This is a genomic window from Marinomonas sp. PE14-40 (assembly GCF_051623805.1).
In the GTDB taxonomy this organism is placed as follows: Bacteria; Pseudomonadota; Gammaproteobacteria; order Pseudomonadales; family Marinomonadaceae; genus Marinomonas.
In genome coordinates this window covers 4,683,313-4,700,894 of the sequence record NZ_CP130700.1, presented here as the reverse complement: position 1 = coordinate 4,700,894, position 17,582 = coordinate 4,683,313, and the positions used below count along the sequence as shown (strand labels likewise).

At 40.3% G+C, this 17,582-nt stretch carries 14 protein-coding genes; 7 read left to right on the top strand and 7 right to left on the bottom strand.

What is annotated here, in order from left to right:
- The first annotated feature begins 190 nt into the window (after window positions 1-190).
- A complete protein-coding gene (locus tag Q0A08_RS21765; protein ID WP_438463605.1) occupies window positions 191-3,727 on the top strand; it encodes a PAS domain-containing hybrid sensor histidine kinase/response regulator in 3,537 nt (1,178 codons plus the stop codon).
- 11 nt (window positions 3,728-3,738) lie between these two features.
- Here Q0A08_RS21765 and Q0A08_RS21760 read toward each other — a convergent pair whose 3' ends face one another.
- Complete coding sequence (locus Q0A08_RS21760) at window positions 3,739-4,362, bottom strand: response regulator transcription factor (RefSeq protein ID WP_438463604.1); 624 nt, start codon at window positions 4,360-4,362, stop codon at window positions 3,739-3,741.
- Between the two features lie 286 nt (window positions 4,363-4,648).
- Between Q0A08_RS21760 and Q0A08_RS21755 the strand changes: the two genes are divergently transcribed.
- Window positions 4,649-5,074: a PilZ domain-containing protein gene (locus Q0A08_RS21755; protein ID WP_438463603.1), complete on the top strand. Its 426-nt coding sequence runs from the start codon at window positions 4,649-4,651 to the stop codon at window positions 5,072-5,074.
- 101 nt (window positions 5,075-5,175) lie between these two features.
- Here Q0A08_RS21755 and Q0A08_RS21750 read toward each other — a convergent pair whose 3' ends face one another.
- Window positions 5,176-6,111 carry a DMT family transporter gene (locus Q0A08_RS21750; protein WP_438463602.1) on the bottom strand — a complete coding sequence of 312 codons (936 nt, stop codon included), beginning with the start codon at window positions 6,109-6,111 and terminating at the stop codon, window positions 5,176-5,178.
- 182 nt (window positions 6,112-6,293) lie between these two features.
- Between Q0A08_RS21750 and Q0A08_RS21745 the strand changes: the two genes are divergently transcribed.
- On the top strand, window positions 6,294-6,761 hold the full coding sequence (locus Q0A08_RS21745; protein WP_438463600.1) for an Lrp/AsnC family transcriptional regulator: 468 nt from the start codon (window positions 6,294-6,296) through the stop codon (window positions 6,759-6,761).
- 35 nt (window positions 6,762-6,796) lie between these two features.
- Here the strand turns inward: Q0A08_RS21745 and Q0A08_RS21740 are convergent, their stop codons facing one another.
- From Q0A08_RS21740 to phnW, 4 genes are all read right to left on the bottom strand, one after another.
- Window positions 6,797-7,675 (bottom strand): DMT family transporter, encoded by an 879-nt coding sequence (locus Q0A08_RS21740; protein ID WP_438463598.1) that lies wholly within the window; start codon window positions 7,673-7,675, stop codon window positions 6,797-6,799.
- Window positions 7,676-7,868: 193 nt separating this feature from the next.
- Window positions 7,869-8,678, bottom strand: a complete 810-nt coding sequence (phnX, locus tag Q0A08_RS21735; protein WP_438463597.1) for a phosphonoacetaldehyde hydrolase — start codon at window positions 8,676-8,678, stop codon at window positions 7,869-7,871.
- A 96-nt stretch (window positions 8,679-8,774) separates the two neighbouring features.
- Window positions 8,775-10,154, bottom strand: a complete 1,380-nt coding sequence (locus Q0A08_RS21730) for an aspartate aminotransferase family protein (protein WP_438463596.1) — start codon at window positions 10,152-10,154, stop codon at window positions 8,775-8,777.
- Between the two features lie 3 nt (window positions 10,155-10,157).
- Window positions 10,158-11,276, bottom strand: coding sequence for a 2-aminoethylphosphonate--pyruvate transaminase (gene phnW, locus Q0A08_RS21725; protein WP_438463595.1), 1,119 nt, complete (start codon window positions 11,274-11,276; stop codon window positions 10,158-10,160).
- Between the two features lie 262 nt (window positions 11,277-11,538).
- Between phnW and Q0A08_RS21720 the strand changes: the two genes are divergently transcribed.
- The 4 genes from Q0A08_RS21720 (at window position 11,539) to phnR (ending at window position 16,816) form a co-directional block, all read left to right on the top strand.
- Window positions 11,539-12,567, top strand: a complete 1,029-nt coding sequence (locus Q0A08_RS21720) for a putative 2-aminoethylphosphonate ABC transporter substrate-binding protein (RefSeq protein WP_438463593.1) — start codon at window positions 11,539-11,541, stop codon at window positions 12,565-12,567.
- Between the two features lie 134 nt (window positions 12,568-12,701).
- Window positions 12,702-13,850 (top strand): putative 2-aminoethylphosphonate ABC transporter ATP-binding protein, encoded by a 1,149-nt coding sequence (locus tag Q0A08_RS21715; protein ID WP_438463592.1) that lies wholly within the window; start codon window positions 12,702-12,704, stop codon window positions 13,848-13,850.
- Window positions 13,847-15,823 (top strand): putative 2-aminoethylphosphonate ABC transporter permease subunit, encoded by a 1,977-nt coding sequence (locus Q0A08_RS21710; RefSeq protein WP_438463591.1) that lies wholly within the window; start codon window positions 13,847-13,849, stop codon window positions 15,821-15,823. The genes Q0A08_RS21715 and Q0A08_RS21710 overlap by 4 nt, the downstream gene beginning before the upstream one ends.
- A 285-nt stretch (window positions 15,824-16,108) precedes the next feature.
- Window positions 16,109-16,816, top strand: a complete 708-nt coding sequence (phnR, locus tag Q0A08_RS21705; RefSeq protein ID WP_438463590.1) for a phosphonate utilization transcriptional regulator PhnR — start codon at window positions 16,109-16,111, stop codon at window positions 16,814-16,816.
- Window positions 16,817-16,912: 96 nt separating this feature from the next.
- Here phnR and Q0A08_RS21700 read toward each other — a convergent pair whose 3' ends face one another.
- Window positions 16,913-17,437 (bottom strand): DUF1439 domain-containing protein, encoded by a 525-nt coding sequence (locus tag Q0A08_RS21700; protein WP_438463589.1) that lies wholly within the window; start codon window positions 17,435-17,437, stop codon window positions 16,913-16,915.
- Window positions 17,438-17,582: the final 145 nt, after the last annotated feature.

Genomic DNA, 17,582 nt, shown 5'->3' with positions numbered 1-17,582 from the left:
GAACATGAGGTTCAAGGAAAGCGGATTAACAAACAAGTTAATTTGCTTTCAGCTTTTCTGCAAAATGCGAATAAAGCTGAAAGGAAGCAGTTATGTGTTTAATTAAAATGACCCTAGGGACGTTTATCTCTACTAATCAAAAGATTCGCCAAAAGGCGAGTAGTCATTCTACTGCCAGCAGGTTTGATTCATGATCAATGCTTGGTGGATTTCTATTTGTTCAATTCTCTATATAGGTTTACTTTTTTTAATTGCTCTCAAGGGTGATAAAAACCAGTCAAACCGCCTACAACCTTACGTTTACAGCCTTACCCTAGCCATTTTCTGCACCTCTTGGGCTTTTTATGGCACTGTGCAACAATCCATCAATCATGGTTGGTTAATGGCCCCGACCTACTTTGGTGCCATCATTCTTATGCTATTAGGTTGGCGCCTAATGGCTCGCATTATCCTAATTGCCAAAAAAGAGAACACCCACACCATAGCGGACTTTATCGCCACCCGTTATGGCCACTCTCGTACCATTGCCGTAATGGTATCCGTCTTTAGTTTAATTGGCATAGTGCCCTATATTGCACTGCAACTTAAGGGGGTTTCTGAGTCCTTCCAACTGATCTCTGGTTCTAGCCACAAAGCACTTCATTGGTATACAGATCCGACCATATGTATCGCGCTTCTAATGGCAATCTTTAGTATTTTGTTCGGTACCCGAAACCTAGATGCGAGTGAACACCATAAGGGTCTTATGCTAGCGGTTAGCTTTGAATCTTTAGTTAAGCTTTTCGCTTTTATGTGTGTTGGGGTTTACGCCATCTTCTTTATCCGTGATGGGGTATTCGATGTTTATTATGCCGCCATGTCCGATGAGCAACTCAATGCCAATCTCACTCAATATCATCAACCAATGACATACTTGGTTCATGCTCTAATTGGCGCAATTGCGATCTTTGCTTTACCTCGTCAATTCCACGCTGCAGTTGTTGAGTATACAGGCCCCAAAGACTTAAAAACCGCCCGCTGGCTGTTTCCCTTTTATCTATTTTTAACCAACCTTTTTATTTTACCCATAGGCTTAGTGGGCTTTTTAAATTTTGATACCACCGGCTTCCAGCAGCAATATTTGACCCTTTGGATTCCTATGGCAAGTGATGCAAAAGGGCTAGCCTTACTTGCTTATATTGGCGGGCTATCCGCTGGCACCAGTATGGTGATCGTTGCTTCAATCGCCCTATCGACCATGCTTTCTAACGAAATTTTATTGCCCTTAATTATTCGTTCAAAAATCATTGCCCTAGAACAAATTCAAGACCTTGGGCAATTTGTTATTCGTTTAAGGCGCTTCTCCATTGGCGCGGTACTTCTCTTCGCATTCTTTTATTATCGCTTGCTGACTGAGTTCAATGTTTTATCCGAAATTGGCTTACTTTCATTTGTCGCAGTAGCACAATTTTCACCACCCCTTTTACTTGGTCTAATTTGGCGTGGCGGTAATAAGCAAGGTGCTATTTTAGGCATGCTTGCAGGCTTTAGCATTTGGTTCTATTGCCTTGTCGTCCCTTTATTAGTACAGGCTTATTGGTTAGATAAAAGCTGGATGCATGGCCCATTTAACTTAGGTTTTTTACAACCACACGCTTTATTAGGTGTTGAAGGTTTAAACCCTATTGTGCATGGCACTATTTGGAGTTTATTTATTAATTGTCTGGTTTATGTCATTGCCTCTCTTTATCACAAGGAGAGCTTTGCCGACATTAGCCAAGCAAGTAAATTTGTCCAAGAAGCAAGTTTAGATAACTTAATACAAGGCCAAGCTCACCGCCCATATGAATCAGAACAAGGTAAAGAGGTGTCTTTAGGTGATGTAAAATCTTTGTTATTAAGGTTTATTAATAAGGATAAAATTAATGCATTACTCGAGAATCATACTAACCCTATTACCGGCCGCCTTATTGACTCTTCCCCTGCTACATCTGATGTACTGATTGCCGCTGAACGCTTATTAAGCTCAGTATTAGGTGCTCCCGCCGCGACACTATTAATAGAACGTTTACAACAAGGCCAAGCTGATAGCTATCAAAGCTTTAATGTCATGTTAGATGAAGCCTATGAAGTGCTACACCATAATCGCTCTGTGCTTAGCTCGGCATTACAAAGTATTAGCCAAGGGGTATGCATTCTTGATAAAGAACATATGGTGATCGCTTGGAATGATAAGTTTAAAAAGCTCTATCAATTTCCAGATACCTGCTTGTATATGGGGGCCTCTGTGCAACAAATCATTACTCATGTTGCTAAACAAGGGGGATATGGTTGTGGTGTTGTGGACAGCTTAGTGACAGAGAAACTCACTATCTATAAGCAGGCAAAGCATCATATTTCTGTTCATGAAAACCAAGAAAATCGCTTTATTGAAATAGAAACTAATCCTATGCCAGCAGGGCAAATTATTACGACTTATACCGATGTCACAGATCAAAGGCATCATGAGACCATGCTAAGGCAAAGTAATGAGAAATTAGAGCAAAGAGTCATGGAGAGAACCAATAAGCTCTCTCAACTCAATCAAGAATTAAAACGCGCAAATAATAGCAAAACTCACTTTTTAGCCGCCGCAGGCCATGACCTAGTACAACCCCTTAATTCAGCTAGTTTGTTTGCTTCATCCCTTATTCATCGATTATCAAAACAACAAGAAACGCAAACAAGCAGAGAAACAGGTGAGCTTATTATATTAGCTTCTAGCCTTGAGAGATCACTTGATAATGCGGAACTATTACTCAGTGAGCTATTAGAAATTTCAAAGCTAGACGCCGACATAGTAAAACCAGAGGTACGTGATTTTGAACTAGAACAAATTATGGCCCCTCTGGTTTCTGAATTTTTACTCATTGCCAAAGAAAAGGGTTTAAAACTGCATTGGATAACCAGTAAATTAAATATTCATAGTGACCCTAGGTTGTTACGTCGTATCTTACAAAACCTCTTGAGTAACGCTATTCGTTACACGCCAAATGGTAAGGTTTTATTAGGTATCAAACGTCATCAGGGGAATCTCAGAATACAGGTATGGGATACAGGAATAGGAATAGATGCTTTTCAGTTAGACAATATTTTCGATGAGTTTCATCGTCTTGATAACAAAGACAGCACCTTTGAAAAAGGTCTAGGGCTTGGCCTCTCAATCGTACAAAGGTTATGTCGTCTACTAAACCACCCTATCAAGGTAGAATCGATTCCAGGCAAAGGCAGTGTTTTTTCTATCGATATTCCACTGGCTAAAACGCAAGTCACAGGCCTGAACATAGCCAACCCCCAACTCAAGCCCGAACAAGAAAGCACGAGTTTGATTGCTTGTATCGATAATGAAATTCAAATTATGCAAGGCATGCAGTCTTTAATCAGTGATTGGGGCTATCAAGTGATTACCGCTCAAAACGCGGAGTCCTTAGTTTTAAAGCTGAATGGTAAAGTACCTGATGTGCTTATTATCGATTATCACCTTGATCACAATAAAACGGGATTAGCGGCTTATCAGGAGCTTTCTAACCTTTGGCAGCTACATATCCCTTGCATGGTAATTACTGCTGACTATACCCAAGAGGTCGAAGAGAGAATTTTACACGCGGGATTAACCTTATTAAAAAAACCAGTTAAAGCCATGGCCTTAAGGTCTCAACTTAATCACCTACTCACGTTAAGCCCTCTTCAAGAAAAGCTGCTCGAATAAGGCTACTTACTTTAGATTTCATGATTCAATTCTAACGGTTGGATAAAAAGAGCAGCTTGGGTGCGATTAATAATACCAAGCTTTTTGAATATCTCTGATATGTGAGTTTTAATCGTGCTCTCTTTAACATTCAGTTGATAAGCAATCTGTTTGTTTAAATCACCCTTAGCAATCATGGTTAATACTCTTAACTGCTGCGGTGTTAACTGGGCTATTTTTTCACTAACCGTTTGAGTATTTACAAGACCAGCCATATCAGGGAAATAACTATGGCCATTTAATACAGATGAAATGATAGTTTGAATTTTTTCCAATGGCGTATTTTTAATAATATAGGCTAATGCGCCGGTGGCTTTTACTTCGTTAATAATATGTAGGTCTTCATTGGCACTGATCACTACGATAGCCAACTGAGGAAAGCGCGTACGTAACTTAATTAATCCAAACAAACCTTCACTGTCTGGCATTTTTAAGTCCAGTAATAAGAGATCAACCTCACTAGAGGCTAGTTGCTGTTGAGTTTCAGCAAAGTCGCAGGTCTCAGACAAAGCTATATCCTCAGCAATGCCGTTTAAAGTGACCTTTAAAGCAGAGCGAAACAAAGGGTGGTCATCTGCAATTAAAACCTTATACATATGGATACTTCCTTTATCTAAATCATGAATAAGTATGCAGATACTAAAGAGCAAATCTATGTAAAGCAAATTCTAGACCCAACAACAAAATTAGATATCACTAATTTAAAGAGATCAATTTAGTTTAATTTAGAAATATTTATTCGATCCGATAACCTTTTAGAGGTTAATAAGAAAAAGGCTTTTTATGCGGCTTAATGACTACAAAATTACACTCAGAATCTGTGTTATCGGACTATACTTATTTCATGTAAATAAATTGCTCTTTAATTGGTTGGAGAAATAGATGAGGCGTTTTTTTAGACACCCAACTGATATTCCAATTTGTGTCAGAACAGCGATCGTGAGCAAGGAAGAACAATGCGACATGAAGGACTTAAGTGAAGGAGGTTTATCTTGCTTCTTATATTCACTTATCGAAGTTGGCATGATTGTCGATATCACAATTACCTCGATTGACCCACCTTATTATGGTCAAGGGAAAATCGTTTGGGCAAAACTATGCGATGATAATAGTGCAACTCCTCGCTATGAAGTTGGAATTAAATTTACTGATAATGATGAAATGTACAAAGTAAGAATGGTGCAGCAGATTTGTCACATAGAACAATACCGACGTCGTATTCTTGAAGAAGAAGGACGAGAGCTAGACAGCAACTCTGCCGCACAAGAATGGATTCAACTATACGCTGCGGACTTTGGCCGTCACTAAAGTAAACAACTCAAACTAAGATAGAACTCTATTCTTTTCTGATTAAATAGCGCTTATAAAGAAATAGAGTTCATCTTTATCCACTGATGAGTAAAACGCCCCTAGCCATCTCGCTTAGAAGAAAAGCTTGGCGCTTTAATCAAGCGTTTTGGCATGCGGAAAACCTCAAACGCAAACAACATACCGAGACATACCAGTATTAAACCACCAATTTCTACCCAAGTTAGAACCTCTTCCAATAGAAATGAACCCAGCAACAAGGATAGAGGTGGTAGTAAAACTGAGAAAATTGCCCCTTTTGATGCACCTAATAAACTGATCGCTTTCGAATATAAATAAAGCGCACCAATTGAAGCAAATACCCCTTGATAAAGGCCTTGAACAATTAAAGTATCAGTATCAACGGCTAATATTTGTCCGCCAAATTGGTAAAGATAAAACGGCATATAGAGCACAATAGACACCATAGAAACTAACACTGTGGCATCCCATGGGTTTATCTTCCAATATCTTGCTAACACGGTATAGATTGACCATAAAAAACCACACATCAAGAACATAAAGTCTCCGATAAGTGTGTCTTCTAGAGCCAAACTTCCTAAACTATTTCCACCCACAAACACCACGCCAGCAATAATAAAACTGATACCTAAAATTCGCGCTAAAGTAAGCTTCTCTCCTAACCAAAGCACACTTGCTATGGTGGTAAATAGCAACATAGAAGTGGGCATAATGATACTAAAGTGAGAGGTTGGCGCATAAGCCATGCCCGAGGTACCAACCAATACATAGGGTGCACCTGCACCAAATGCCAAAACAACACCTTTTGCCGCGATGGCTTTTAATTTAGCGAAACGCATAATAAATAAAGGCAATAGAACCAGCCCAGAAATGCTGAATCTAAGCATGGTAATATCATAAGGAGCCAATTGACTATTCGTCGCAATCTTAGAAAGCACTGGCCAACCAGCCCAAATGACAGTGGCACTAATACCTAAAATAATACCCAAAACTTGATTACGATCTAATTGCCCCATTACTCACCTCACTCTTTTCGCCTAATACGAAAATCTCTTCAAATCACGTTAAATCGCTTTAACCCGCTTTAACTAATTAAGGTGGTAAGCTTAAAAGATAGGTGTCAACGTTGCGCATCAAAGAACACTCATATACGCTCTTTTTATGCGTAAATTTTATTTTAAAGAGGAATTAAGACCTAGTGGATAACTTTGATCATCAAATACTCAAAATTATGCAAGAAAATTGTCGAACAAGTACAGAACAAATCGGCGCTCAGATTGGACTTTCAGCCACAGCCTGTCAAAGGCGTATTAAACGTTTGCGTGAAACGGGTATTATCAAAAAAGAAGTCGCGATATTAGATAGCAAAGCACTTGCGAACCATGTCACCGTACTAGTTGAGATTATTGTGAAATATGGTGGAAGTGAGGAAATAGAAAAATTTAAACACGCTATGCTGAGCCATGAAGAAGTTCAGCAGTGTTATTACGTGACAGGTAATGCCGATTTTATCCTCATTATTACCGTCGAAAATATGCACGAATACGAGGCTTTAACTCAAAAGTTATTTTTTAGTAATAATAACATTCAGCGTTTTCATACCAATGTGGTCATGGATAACGTCAAAACAGGTCTTACCATCCCTATCAATACAGCAACAAGTTAAACGGCTTATTAAATAACATAGGCATAGTTACCCTATTATTTAGAGCGGCCTTTTGAGGTGACTAGATAAACACCAAACACAGTTAATGCCATTGCAAATAAGGCGGCTGGAACCAATCGCTCATCAAATAATATCCAAGCATTAAGACTTGCTGTGGGCGGCACTAAGTAGAAATAACTTGCCACCTGAGAGGCTTCACCTTCTCGAATCAAATAAAGCAGTAAAAAGGTCGCCATAAAGGACAAAACAAAAATCAGCCAAGTAAGTGACAAAATTAAAGTTAAAGACCATTCAATTACTTGGGTCTCAAAGCTGAAGGACAAAATAGTGACCAGCACTAAACTGCTCGCATACTGCCAAAAATTAGCAGCCAATAGCTCTACTTTAGCGCCAAAATGTTTTTGATAAAGACTACCAAGTGTAATCGCCAATAATGCTATCAAGGCATATAAAACGGCCGTAAATGAGAAGCTAAAATCTGATACTCCCTGAGTGAATAGAACTGTGGCGACTACACCGATTAAACCAAACCCAAAACCAAAGCTTTGCCTCAAGGTGAGCCTAGCTTTATACAAATACCAACTCAAAACTACGGTTAAGATAGGCTGTCCACCGACAATAATGGCAGTTATTCCTGCAGGTAGACCAGCTTTAATGGCAGCAAATACACCTGATAAATACACACCATGAATCAATAATCCTGCCACCATCTGGTGTCCAATTTCTTTTTTCGTTGGCCACTTTTTGACCCAATACCAGCACATAGCCCCTAAAAGCACTAAGGTAATAAACATACGTACCATGAGCAGCGTAAAAGGTTCGATATAAACCAGTGCGTACTTGGCACCTATAAAACCGGTACTCCATAGAAATACAAAGAAAAAGGGTGCTAAAGCAATAAGTCGTGAGAACAAAACTGAGTCCTTGTTATGTTAAACCTAATGGCTGGTATCAATTCAGTTTTGCAGTGTGACTGGCTTTTACTCTTAGTGAAAGCTTCGAAGTAGAAAAAGCCGCCCGAAGGCGGCTTAAAATACATTTAAATTTATTCACCCTGCCTATCTAGATAAAAGGAGGCTGATATTTCTTTAACAATCGAGTTAGCAGCTAAGGTTTTTCACCTGCTGCTAATCTCTTATCAATATCTTCAAGTACAGCAGGTAGATCGGCGATGGTATCTATTTGATAATGTGCTCCTGAACCGTCAAAAGCAAGCCTTGCCTTAGTTCTTGCTTGAGCCAATGTCTCTTCATCAGCAGCCTCATATTCTGCCTGGGTTAGTCCCGCTTCATTACCTGATAACAGAAGTGCTACCGTCCACATGCTGGCATTCAACCCCTCTGTAATACCTGGTACTGAGTCATCAACTTTAACGCAGGCATTAACATCTGTAACCGCTAAATCGATCACGTTTTTAAGCACCATATAAGGTGCTGGTCGACCACCAGAAGCAAGATCATCCGTAGCAACAACGTTATCTGGCGCGATACCATTTGCTTTCGCTGCAGGCAATAGCTCATCAATGACGCAACGAGGATAACCCGTACAAGAGCCTATTTTTAACCCTTTATCCCTAAGCTGATTCAGTACTTGTGGCGCGCCAGGGATAGGATCAGCATGCTGTGCTACCTTAGCAATCTGCAAAGGCATAAAAACCTCATAGATATCATCGATATTCTTATTCGTCATTGGCTCGCCAAACTGAGCTAACCAACGTTCAGCAACTTCTGGGATACGACCAACAGCTTGAATATGATCCCATTTTCCAAGACCCATAGGAACACGAGCCTCAGCCAAAGAGACATCAAAGTCATAACCTCGTCTAAACGCTTCCACAAAAATGGTTGTTGGTGCAAAGGAACCAAAATCAACCAAGGTGCCTGCCCAATCGAAAATAACAGCTTGTAACTTTTGCATTTTAAATCCTCTCGTTTATTTGCTATCAGGCTGAGCCCTAGCGTCTTCTATCTATAAAAATTTAATTTCTATTAACAATGACATATTAAAAACGGCCTATTTAGGAGCCGTGAATTCAAGCTCTGACAAGGCTTGCTCTAATATGTCTAATGCTTCGCTTAATTCAGAACGAGTAATAATGAGTGGTGGACTAAGTTGCAGCACATTACCCTGACTCACCTTAAAACTAAGCCCTAATGCCAAACATCGATACATCACCTGTTCAGCTTGCACTAGGGCACGCGTTTTCTTTATAGGGTCTGTTACTAACTCAATTCCCCATAGCATACCGACTCCTCTAACATCGCCTATGATGGGAAATTTAGCCGCCAAGTCAGCTAATCTTGCTTTGACAAACTCATGATCTTGCCGTGTTTTTTCTAACAAATTATCCCTTTCAATCACCTCTATCATTGCCAATGCAGCAGCACAGCCTATGGGGCTTTTCTCATGGGTATAGTGGCCTAAAGACACTTGCTCAGCCGTGTTGTATTCATCCCGTGTCAGCATAGCGGCGAAAGGCACGACGCCTGCGCCTAAACCTTTACCTATGCAGAGAATATCTGGTTCTATGCCATAGTATTGATGGCTAAACCAATGCCCTGTTCGTCCCATGCCATTAGGAATATCATCTAATATCAAGAGCACATTATGGCGATCGCAGATTTCTCTTACCCGCTTCCAATAAGCCTTACTTGGCACTTGAACATCGGTATTACGCACAGCTTCTGCGATAAAAGCACCAACGCCCCCTTCTTTTTCAATCACATACTCTAAGTAGTCTGCATAATGAAGGTCACTACCATCAGGTGAAGGTAAAGCGCCACGATAACTTACCGCTGGCGGAATTCGCTCCACTCCAGCCATCAATGGCCCCATGCTTTCCCTAAAGCAGGCTTCACCACCCACTGAAATTGCATCCATAGAAGCACCATGAAAACTATCCCACAGTGAAATAACCTTGGCATTTCCTGTCACATGCCGTGCAAGCTTAAGTGCCATACCAACAACTGAAGTACCACCTGGTGCAAAGAGCACACGATTAAGAGACTCTCCTGCAATGCTTGTTAGCTTAGCAGCGCAATCAACAGCGACTTGATGTGTAAAACGCCTTGGAGCGAAAGGTAAATCCGCTAATTGAGCTTGTATTTTGGCAATGACATGGGGATGACCATGACCTAATTGATGGACATTATTACCATGGAAATCCATGTATTTATGGCCAGCTAGATCCTCTAAATAAACCCCTTTGGCAGCCACTAAAGCATCCAAACAAGGAGTAGACATAGCCTGGTGCAAAAAATGACGGCTATCCTGTGCCAGAACATCTTTTGTCTTTTTATCGTGGCTTTGATCTATCCAGTCTTGCCTGGCAGCACTGGTATTTGTATCTCCTTCGCTGCAAGCACTTTGTGGATTAAACGGTGATATTTTCATCTATTATTTCAACCAGTACATAGCATTACTAATAGCTAAAATAAGACGCTCAATATCCTTAGGATGCACATCTCCTATGTTGCCAATTCGAAAGCAATCAGCATCAGAAACCTTACCAGGGTAAATAACAAAGCCCTGTTTTTTCAATGCATTATAAAAATCTTTGAAGTTGTAACCTTGCTCTTTTGGGGAGTAAAAAGACGTGATAATAGGCGAGTGTAGACTCTCATCTAATAGGCATTTAAAGCCTAATCCCAGCATGCCTTCAACCAGTATTTTTTGGTTTTGTGAATAACGCTGGTATCTAACCTCTACACCTCCTTCTTCTTCTAACTCAGACATAGCTTGAGCAAAGGCTCTCACTGTATGAGTAGGAGACGTAAAGCGCCACTTTCCCTTGTTCGCTTCCATACATAACCATTGCTGATAAAGGTCTAACGAAAGCGAGCGAGCTTGACCTTGGCAGGCTTGTAGCTGGTCTTTATTGGCAATAACAAAACCAAAACCAGGCACGCCTTGAATGCATTTATTCGCAGAACTAATGAGGAAGTCTATACCTAATTCAGACATATCAAGCGGTATACCACCAAAGCTAGACATAGCATCTAATATCATTACTTTGCCATGCTTTTTTACTGTCTCACAGACGCTTTTAACAGGATTTAACATGCCTGTCGTTGTTTCACAATGCACCATAGCAACATGGGTGATCTGACTATCTTCCTGCAAGATTTCATCTATCATGGAGGCGCTTGGCATAGTCATTTCACTTAGCTCTAGAACATGACAATCTAGCTTTAAATAACCTGCGATCTCAGCCATTCGTGCGCCATAAGCACCGTTATTAACCACTAGCAATTTACCGCCTTCAGGTATCACAGTACCAATTGTTGCTTCAACTGATGCAGTACCGCTACCTTGCATCAAGGTCGCTGTAAATTGTTCTTTATTTGGCGCCGACACCGCCAATGAAACTAAGTTAGATCGTATAACCTGCACGATATCTAAATTGTACTCATCATCCCAAGTACACCAATCTTGTAACATGGCTTCGCGAACTGTTTTGGTCGTTGTTAATGGGCCAGGGGTCAATAATAAATATTGATTTTCGAGGTTTTGCATCTAAAACTCCATTTGGTATATACCAGTTTCGAAAGACTATACTGACAATTTTGCTTTCTTGTAAAGCCATAACTGAAAATTTTATCTGTGAATTATTTTATAATTAGGTGTTTTTAATAAAATATGAGCAAAAAAGTCAAACATATGTACAAAACCTCGCTGTCATTAAAACTTAATAAAATGACTTATCTTTGAAACATGAGTGTCACATTCCTTTTTTAGTATGAAACAAACAATCTGGTAAATACCAAAAGGAAAACTTATGAAAACCTTCTCCAAGCTTCACACGTCTTTATGTTTTGGTGTCACTTCTCTATGCGCTGCCATGTTCACTAGCTCACTTGCAAGTGCAGAAGAGCTAACTGTTTACACGGCTTTTGAAACAGAGCAACTTGCACCTTACAAAGCAGGTTTTGAAGCTGAAAACCCAGATATCACTATCCGTTGGGTGAGAGACTCCACTGGCATAATGACGGCAAAACTCTTAGCTGAAAAAAATAACCCTCAAGCAGAAGTCATTTGGGGGCTAGCTGGCTCTTCTATGGCTCTACTTAAAAACGAAGGCATAGTAAAACATTATGTACCACAAGGTTTGGCTGAAACTCGCTCCTATCTAAATGACCCTGAAGCACAACAAGCTTGGTTCGGTAATGATGCTTTTTTCAATGCCGTATGCTTTAACGAAAGAGTTGCTAAGGCAAACAACTTACCTAAACCAAACAGCTGGAAGGACTTAACTAAGTCGGTTTATCAAGGTCACATTGCCATGCCGAACCCTGCATCTTCAGGCACTGGCTATATGCAAGTATCGACTTGGTTACAAACCATGGGAGAGCAAAAAGCATGGCAGTTTATGCAAGAACTAGATCAAAACATTGCTCACTACACCCATTCAGGTTCTAAACCTTGCGTTCAAGCCGCCATGGGTGAGGTTGCAATTGGTATTTCTATGGCGAGTCGTGGTGCGAAATTGAAATCACAAGGCGCACCGATTGATATTCTTATGCCAAGTGAAGGAATAGGTTGGGAAGCGGAAGCAGTAGGCTTAGTAAACACTCAGTCCGAAGCAGCCAAACGCCTTGTTGAATGGTCACTGTCTCGTAAAGCCAACGAACTTTACAGCCAATTCTATCCTATTGTTTCTCACAAACAGGTAAACAAGAAAGTAGCAAATTATCCTGATGTTGAAACCGCTATGGTGAAATTAGACTTTAGCACTATGGCACAAGGTAGAAGCGCTACGCTTGCGACTTGGTCTCAAAAATTTGATGCCAAATCTGAACCTAAATAAGCCTCAAAGCTTTATTTGTGGCAAGCCAAGCACTCCGGCTTGCCACAATCATAAAAGACTCTTTGCTAACGTCATCATGCGGTCACACAGCAAGCGTAAAACTCAACATCTAATAGACCAAATTAGGGATGCACATGTCAGCCTATTTAAACATACACAAGCTCAACAAATCCTTTGCCAACTTTAAAGCTTTGGAAGATATCTCTCTTAATGTTGAAGAAGGAGAGTTTATTTGTTTTTTAGGGCCATCTGGCTGTGGTAAGACAACCCTATTACGTTGTATTGCTGGTTTAGAGATTGCTGATCAAGGTGTTATTACCCAAGCTAATACAAATATTACCCGCTTACCTGCAAGCCAACGTGACTTTGGTATTGTGTTTCAATCCTATGCGCTTTTTCCTAATTTAACCGTGGCAGATAACCTTGCTTTGGCTCTTAAACAACAGGGTCACAACAGGAAAGAGGTGCATAAGAAAGTTAATCATTGGTTGTCTGTTATTGACCTAGTAGGTTCTGGAGATAAGTTTCCAAGCCAACTGTCTGGTGGTCAGCAACAAAGGGTTGCTCTTGCAAGAGCGCTGGCTCTATCTCCTGGTTTACTTTTACTCGATGAGCCCTTATCTGCGTTGGATGCCAAAGTGAGGCATCACTTGCGCACTGAGATCTGCCAATTACAAAAGCAATTAGGAATCACCACCATAATGGTCACCCACGACCAAGAAGAAGCCATGGTAATGGCTGATAAAATTGTAGTGATGAATCACGGCAAGATAGAGCAAGTGGGCACTCCCAGTGAAATATATCTAGAGCCGGCCTCCCATTTTGTTGCTAATTTTGTCGGCAGTATGAACTTTCTCCCTGCACAACTAGGTAAAGACAAGACGTTTAAACTAGCAGGTCAAAATTTCTCTCCTCTTTGGCCTGAGTTTATTAATGACTATATAGAAAATACAAAATCTGATGTACAGCAATCTCTTATCCTAGGTGTACGCCCTGAAGATATTCAGTTCTCTAATCCTGAAGTTGAAAACCAAGAAGTCGTATCTAAAGTCAGTTTCCCTATCAATATTCAATCACTTACCTTCCAAGGTGCGAACATTAAAGTGGATTGCCAACTCATAAGTAGTGAAGCAGCCAGTAGAAATACGATGGGAGAACAAGTAATACAGGTCGAAATTCCCTTACAAGAAAGCCTTAACCTAGGCCTTAAAATTGGTGATGAGAAACAAGTTCATTTCCCTCATAACAAACTTCACTACTTTCGTACTGAGATAAGCCAATGATGACAACTAAGATGAAAACAACAGGCGCTCAGGTATTTGACTACACTCTTGGCAATCAAGTAGAGAAGCAAAAAAACCAGCAAGGCAAAGACTCAGATACGCGTCGACATTTGCCTAGCAAAGACTTTCTTGATGCATTTGTAACGGCTGAAGAAAAAGCAGATTCTTCAGCCAGTGCAGTAAGACATAAAGCATTTGGGCTGGTGTCTCATCCTCTTACTAACCAAGCAAAGTGGCTACCTTTTCTAAGTACTGACATCCTGATTAAGTTCATCTTAATTAGTCTATTGAGTCTAATGCTTTTCACTTTCACTGCTGCCCCACTTTTTAGCATGCTACAAAAAAGTGTACTGGACAGCCAGGGCAGCTTTGTTGCATTGACCAACTTTATTAACTACTTACAAAGTCCAGCCTTAAGGCAGTCCTTTGTTACGACATTAACTTTGGGATTTTCTGTTAGTACCATTGTTTCTATCCTAGCTTTTGCCTATGCCTATGCAATTAATCGATCTTGCATGCCGGGTAAAAACATTTTTGCCAATATTGCTTTAGGCCCTATCTTCGCCCCTTCACTTCTCCCCGCCATTAGCCTAATTTACTTGTTTGGCAATCAAGGATTAATCAAAGAAGTGCTATTAGGCCATTCGATTTACGGCATGATAGGCATAATGATAGGTTTGATTTTTTGGTGCTTTCCTCATGCTTTTATGATTATTAATACCGCATTAAAGACAACAGATGCAAGATTGTACGAAGCGGCATCAGCTCTCAAGCTATCCCCGACTAAGACCTTCTTTACCGTCACACTTGCAACAGCCAAGTATGGTTTAATCAGTGCATTTATGGTGGTTTTTACCTTAGCTGTTTGTGATTTTGGCGTCGCTAAAGTGATAGGAGGGAATGTTAATGTGATGGCCACAGATATTTTCAAGCAGGTGGTAGGTCAGCAGAATTTCTCAATGGCTGCAGTGACCAGCGTATTATTACTCTTACCCGCACTCATCACCTTCTTTTTAGATAATAGAGTCCAGAAAAAACAACAGCAGCTATTTAGCGCTAACTCGATTGTTTATAAGCCTAAAACTAATGCGAAGAAAGACCTTGCCTGTTTTATTTTTTGCAGCGCCATTGCCTTACTTATTCTATGTATTTTGGGAATGGCGCTATATGCTTCTTTAGTAAAGTTTTGGCCATGGAATATGAGCATTAGCTTAGATAATTACCAATTCAGCAAGTTTAGTGTATATGGATGGCAGCCTTACTTTACCTCTCTCAAGCTCGCCAGTTTGGTTGCAATTATTGGAGCCTTGATTATTTTTATAGGTGCTTATTTACTAGAGAAAGGAGAGCTAAACAAAGGTTTAAAGCAAGTTTTACAAATGCTTTGCTTACTGCCTATGGCGGTACCTGGCATGGTGCTTGGTTTAGGCTATATCTTCTTCTTTAATCATCCGAGTAATCCTCTTAATTTACTTTATGGCACCTTAGCGATTTTAATCATTAATACGCTGGTCCACTACTATACTGTGGGACACCTCACGGCATTAAGTGCATTAAAGCAATTGCCACAAGAAGTTGAAGCGGTCGCTGACTCTCTCAAAGTTCCTCAATATAAGATTTTCTTTAAAGTCACCTTACCTGTGTGTTTACCAGCGATCTTAGACATTGGAATATATCTGTTTATCAATGCCATGACGACGACCTCAGCCATCATCTTCTTATATTCAAGTAATACACTCCCTGCAGCTGTCGCTGTGTTGAATATCAGCGATACAGGTAACTTAGGTGCAGCAGCAGCCATGGCAAGCCTGATCATGCTTACATGTGTGTTAGTAAAAATAGCCCACAGCTTATTACAACAGGCCTTTCACTTTAAGTTTCAAGCTTGGCGGCAACCTAGGGAACCTGCGATTAAGTCACCTCTTCTCAGTCTTTTCAGAAAACGTATCACACAAGGCGTTACTTTGACGTAATGTAGGCACCTTGCGAGAAGTGACAACACAGGGTGTTACTTTTTCTGAAAGACCCGAAGGGCGTGGCCTAAAAGCCTTATCTTTATGTTGAGAACCTTATCAATAGAATCACTATTAAGTTGCGCTCCTCGCCATAAATCTAACGGCTTTTATCCACACGCTGAGGCGGGAGGACTTATTCGCAGGTTCCCTAGTTAACTTTCAGGCACCTACTTTAGTAAAGAAGGTGCCTTTGTTATGATTTCCAAAATACCCCACTCGCTTTTAATGATAGGAAACGCTTTTTTGCAGTATCTAAAAATAATGGAATCCATCAATGAACAAATTGAAGCGGGGTTACTCGCCCCAGGAAGCAAATTCCCTGCAGAGAGGAAGCTAGCAGAAACCTTTAACACGAGCCGGGTAACATTAAGAGAAGCCCTCTCTTTATTAGAGTCTGATGGCAAGATTTTCCGCGAAGATCGACGTGGTTGGTTTGTTTCTCCAAGGCCACTTTCCTATGATCCGACGAATACAGACAATTTCAAAACCATGGCACTTAAAGCAAAACGAGAGCCAAGGTCTGAATTGTTAAGTTCTGAGTTATTACCATGTCCAAAAGATGCCGCCAAGCTGCTAGGGGTAGAAGCTTTTACTCAGGTATTCAAATTAGAAAGGTTGCGCTTCTTAGATGACAGACCAGTCGCAGTCACCATAAACTATGTGATCGCTGAGTATTTTCCAGAATTGCAAGAAAAGGATTTTATTGAGTCACTGACTCAAACCTATAAAGATGATTACGATATTCTTTATAGCCAAACCCGTTACCATATTCGAACAAGTTCACTACAAGGCAAGATCGCACAAGCACTTAGGGCAACATCCGGTAGTACAGCCATGCTTGTAGAGAGAGTAAACCATGATCAAAATGGCCGCTTAATCGACTGTGATATCGAATATTGGCGCCATGATGCCATTAATATTCAGTCAGTGGCGACCTTAATAAAAGAGTAGCTAAAAAATACTGACACAAAAAAAGAAGGCATTTCATTAGGAAAACGCCTTCTTTCTAAAACTTCCATTTGAGCCTTATAACAAGCTTATTGCGAATTAAAGAATACCAAAAGTAATTTCTAACTCTTGGTTTTTAACAATGATGGATTGCAAGGTAGCTTTAGCAATCTTCTGTTTTACATCCTGATCATTTAGTACATAAACAGGACGCTGAGATAAGGTTCTAGTCAGGCTAGACTGGGCAATTTTTTTCAGCTCTGGCTGAATTTCTGATGGTACGCCATTAAGGCTCAATTCAATTAAACGAGCATTTTTGAAATAAAGCGCTCCTTCAGTTTGATTGTAATCAAGTTGACCTACCACATGAACTATCCCATCCCCTTGCAAGCCGCCCGGTGCACTCACATTAATATGAGACTTAAGGCCTAGCTCATCAGAGCCTTCTATCAAGTCAATTTTTGGATCAGATAAGGTGATTGTCATAAAGTATTTCTTTTTAACAATCGGCATTACTTTCTCAACTTCTTGTTGCAGCTCTGCTTGAGTAAAATTTTGCGTATAAGAAAAAGCATTTGCAAAGCTAGTCATTGCGATTAAAAGGCAGGTAATTAGTAGTTTCATTTCATTCTCTCAAATATTAATTAATAACTAGGGAACAAGTTCCTCGATTTTCTTGCCTGCTCAAAATTCTTTAAATATAAAACGAGAATCTAAACTCGAATACTAATAGCAGCTTACTCGCACCTTTTACATTAAAAGGTGATTA

Coding starts and splice junctions, on each gene's coding strand:
- Q0A08_RS21765 (WP_438463605.1), top strand. CDS start 191: ATGATCAATGCTTGGTGGATTTCTATTTGTTCAATTCTCTATATAGGT.
- Q0A08_RS21760 (WP_438463604.1), bottom strand. CDS start 4,362: ATGTATAAGGTTTTAATTGCAGATGACCACCCTTTGTTTCGCTCTGCT.
- Q0A08_RS21755 (WP_438463603.1), top strand. CDS start 4,649: ATGAGGCGTTTTTTTAGACACCCAACTGATATTCCAATTTGTGTCAGA.
- Q0A08_RS21750 (WP_438463602.1), bottom strand. CDS start 6,111: ATGGGGCAATTAGATCGTAATCAAGTTTTGGGTATTATTTTAGGTATT.
- phnX (WP_438463597.1), bottom strand. CDS start 8,678: ATGCAAAAGTTACAAGCTGTTATTTTCGATTGGGCAGGCACCTTGGTT.
- Q0A08_RS21730 (WP_438463596.1), bottom strand. CDS start 10,154: ATGAAAATATCACCGTTTAATCCACAAAGTGCTTGCAGCGAAGGAGAT.
- phnW (WP_438463595.1), bottom strand. CDS start 11,276: ATGCAAAACCTCGAAAATCAATATTTATTATTGACCCCTGGCCCATTA.
- Q0A08_RS21720 (WP_438463593.1), top strand. CDS start 11,539: ATGAAAACCTTCTCCAAGCTTCACACGTCTTTATGTTTTGGTGTCACT.
- Q0A08_RS21715 (WP_438463592.1), top strand. CDS start 12,702: ATGTCAGCCTATTTAAACATACACAAGCTCAACAAATCCTTTGCCAAC.
- Q0A08_RS21710 (WP_438463591.1), top strand. CDS start 13,847: ATGATGACAACTAAGATGAAAACAACAGGCGCTCAGGTATTTGACTAC.
- Q0A08_RS21700 (WP_438463589.1), bottom strand. CDS start 17,437: ATGAAACTACTAATTACCTGCCTTTTAATCGCAATGACTAGCTTTGCA.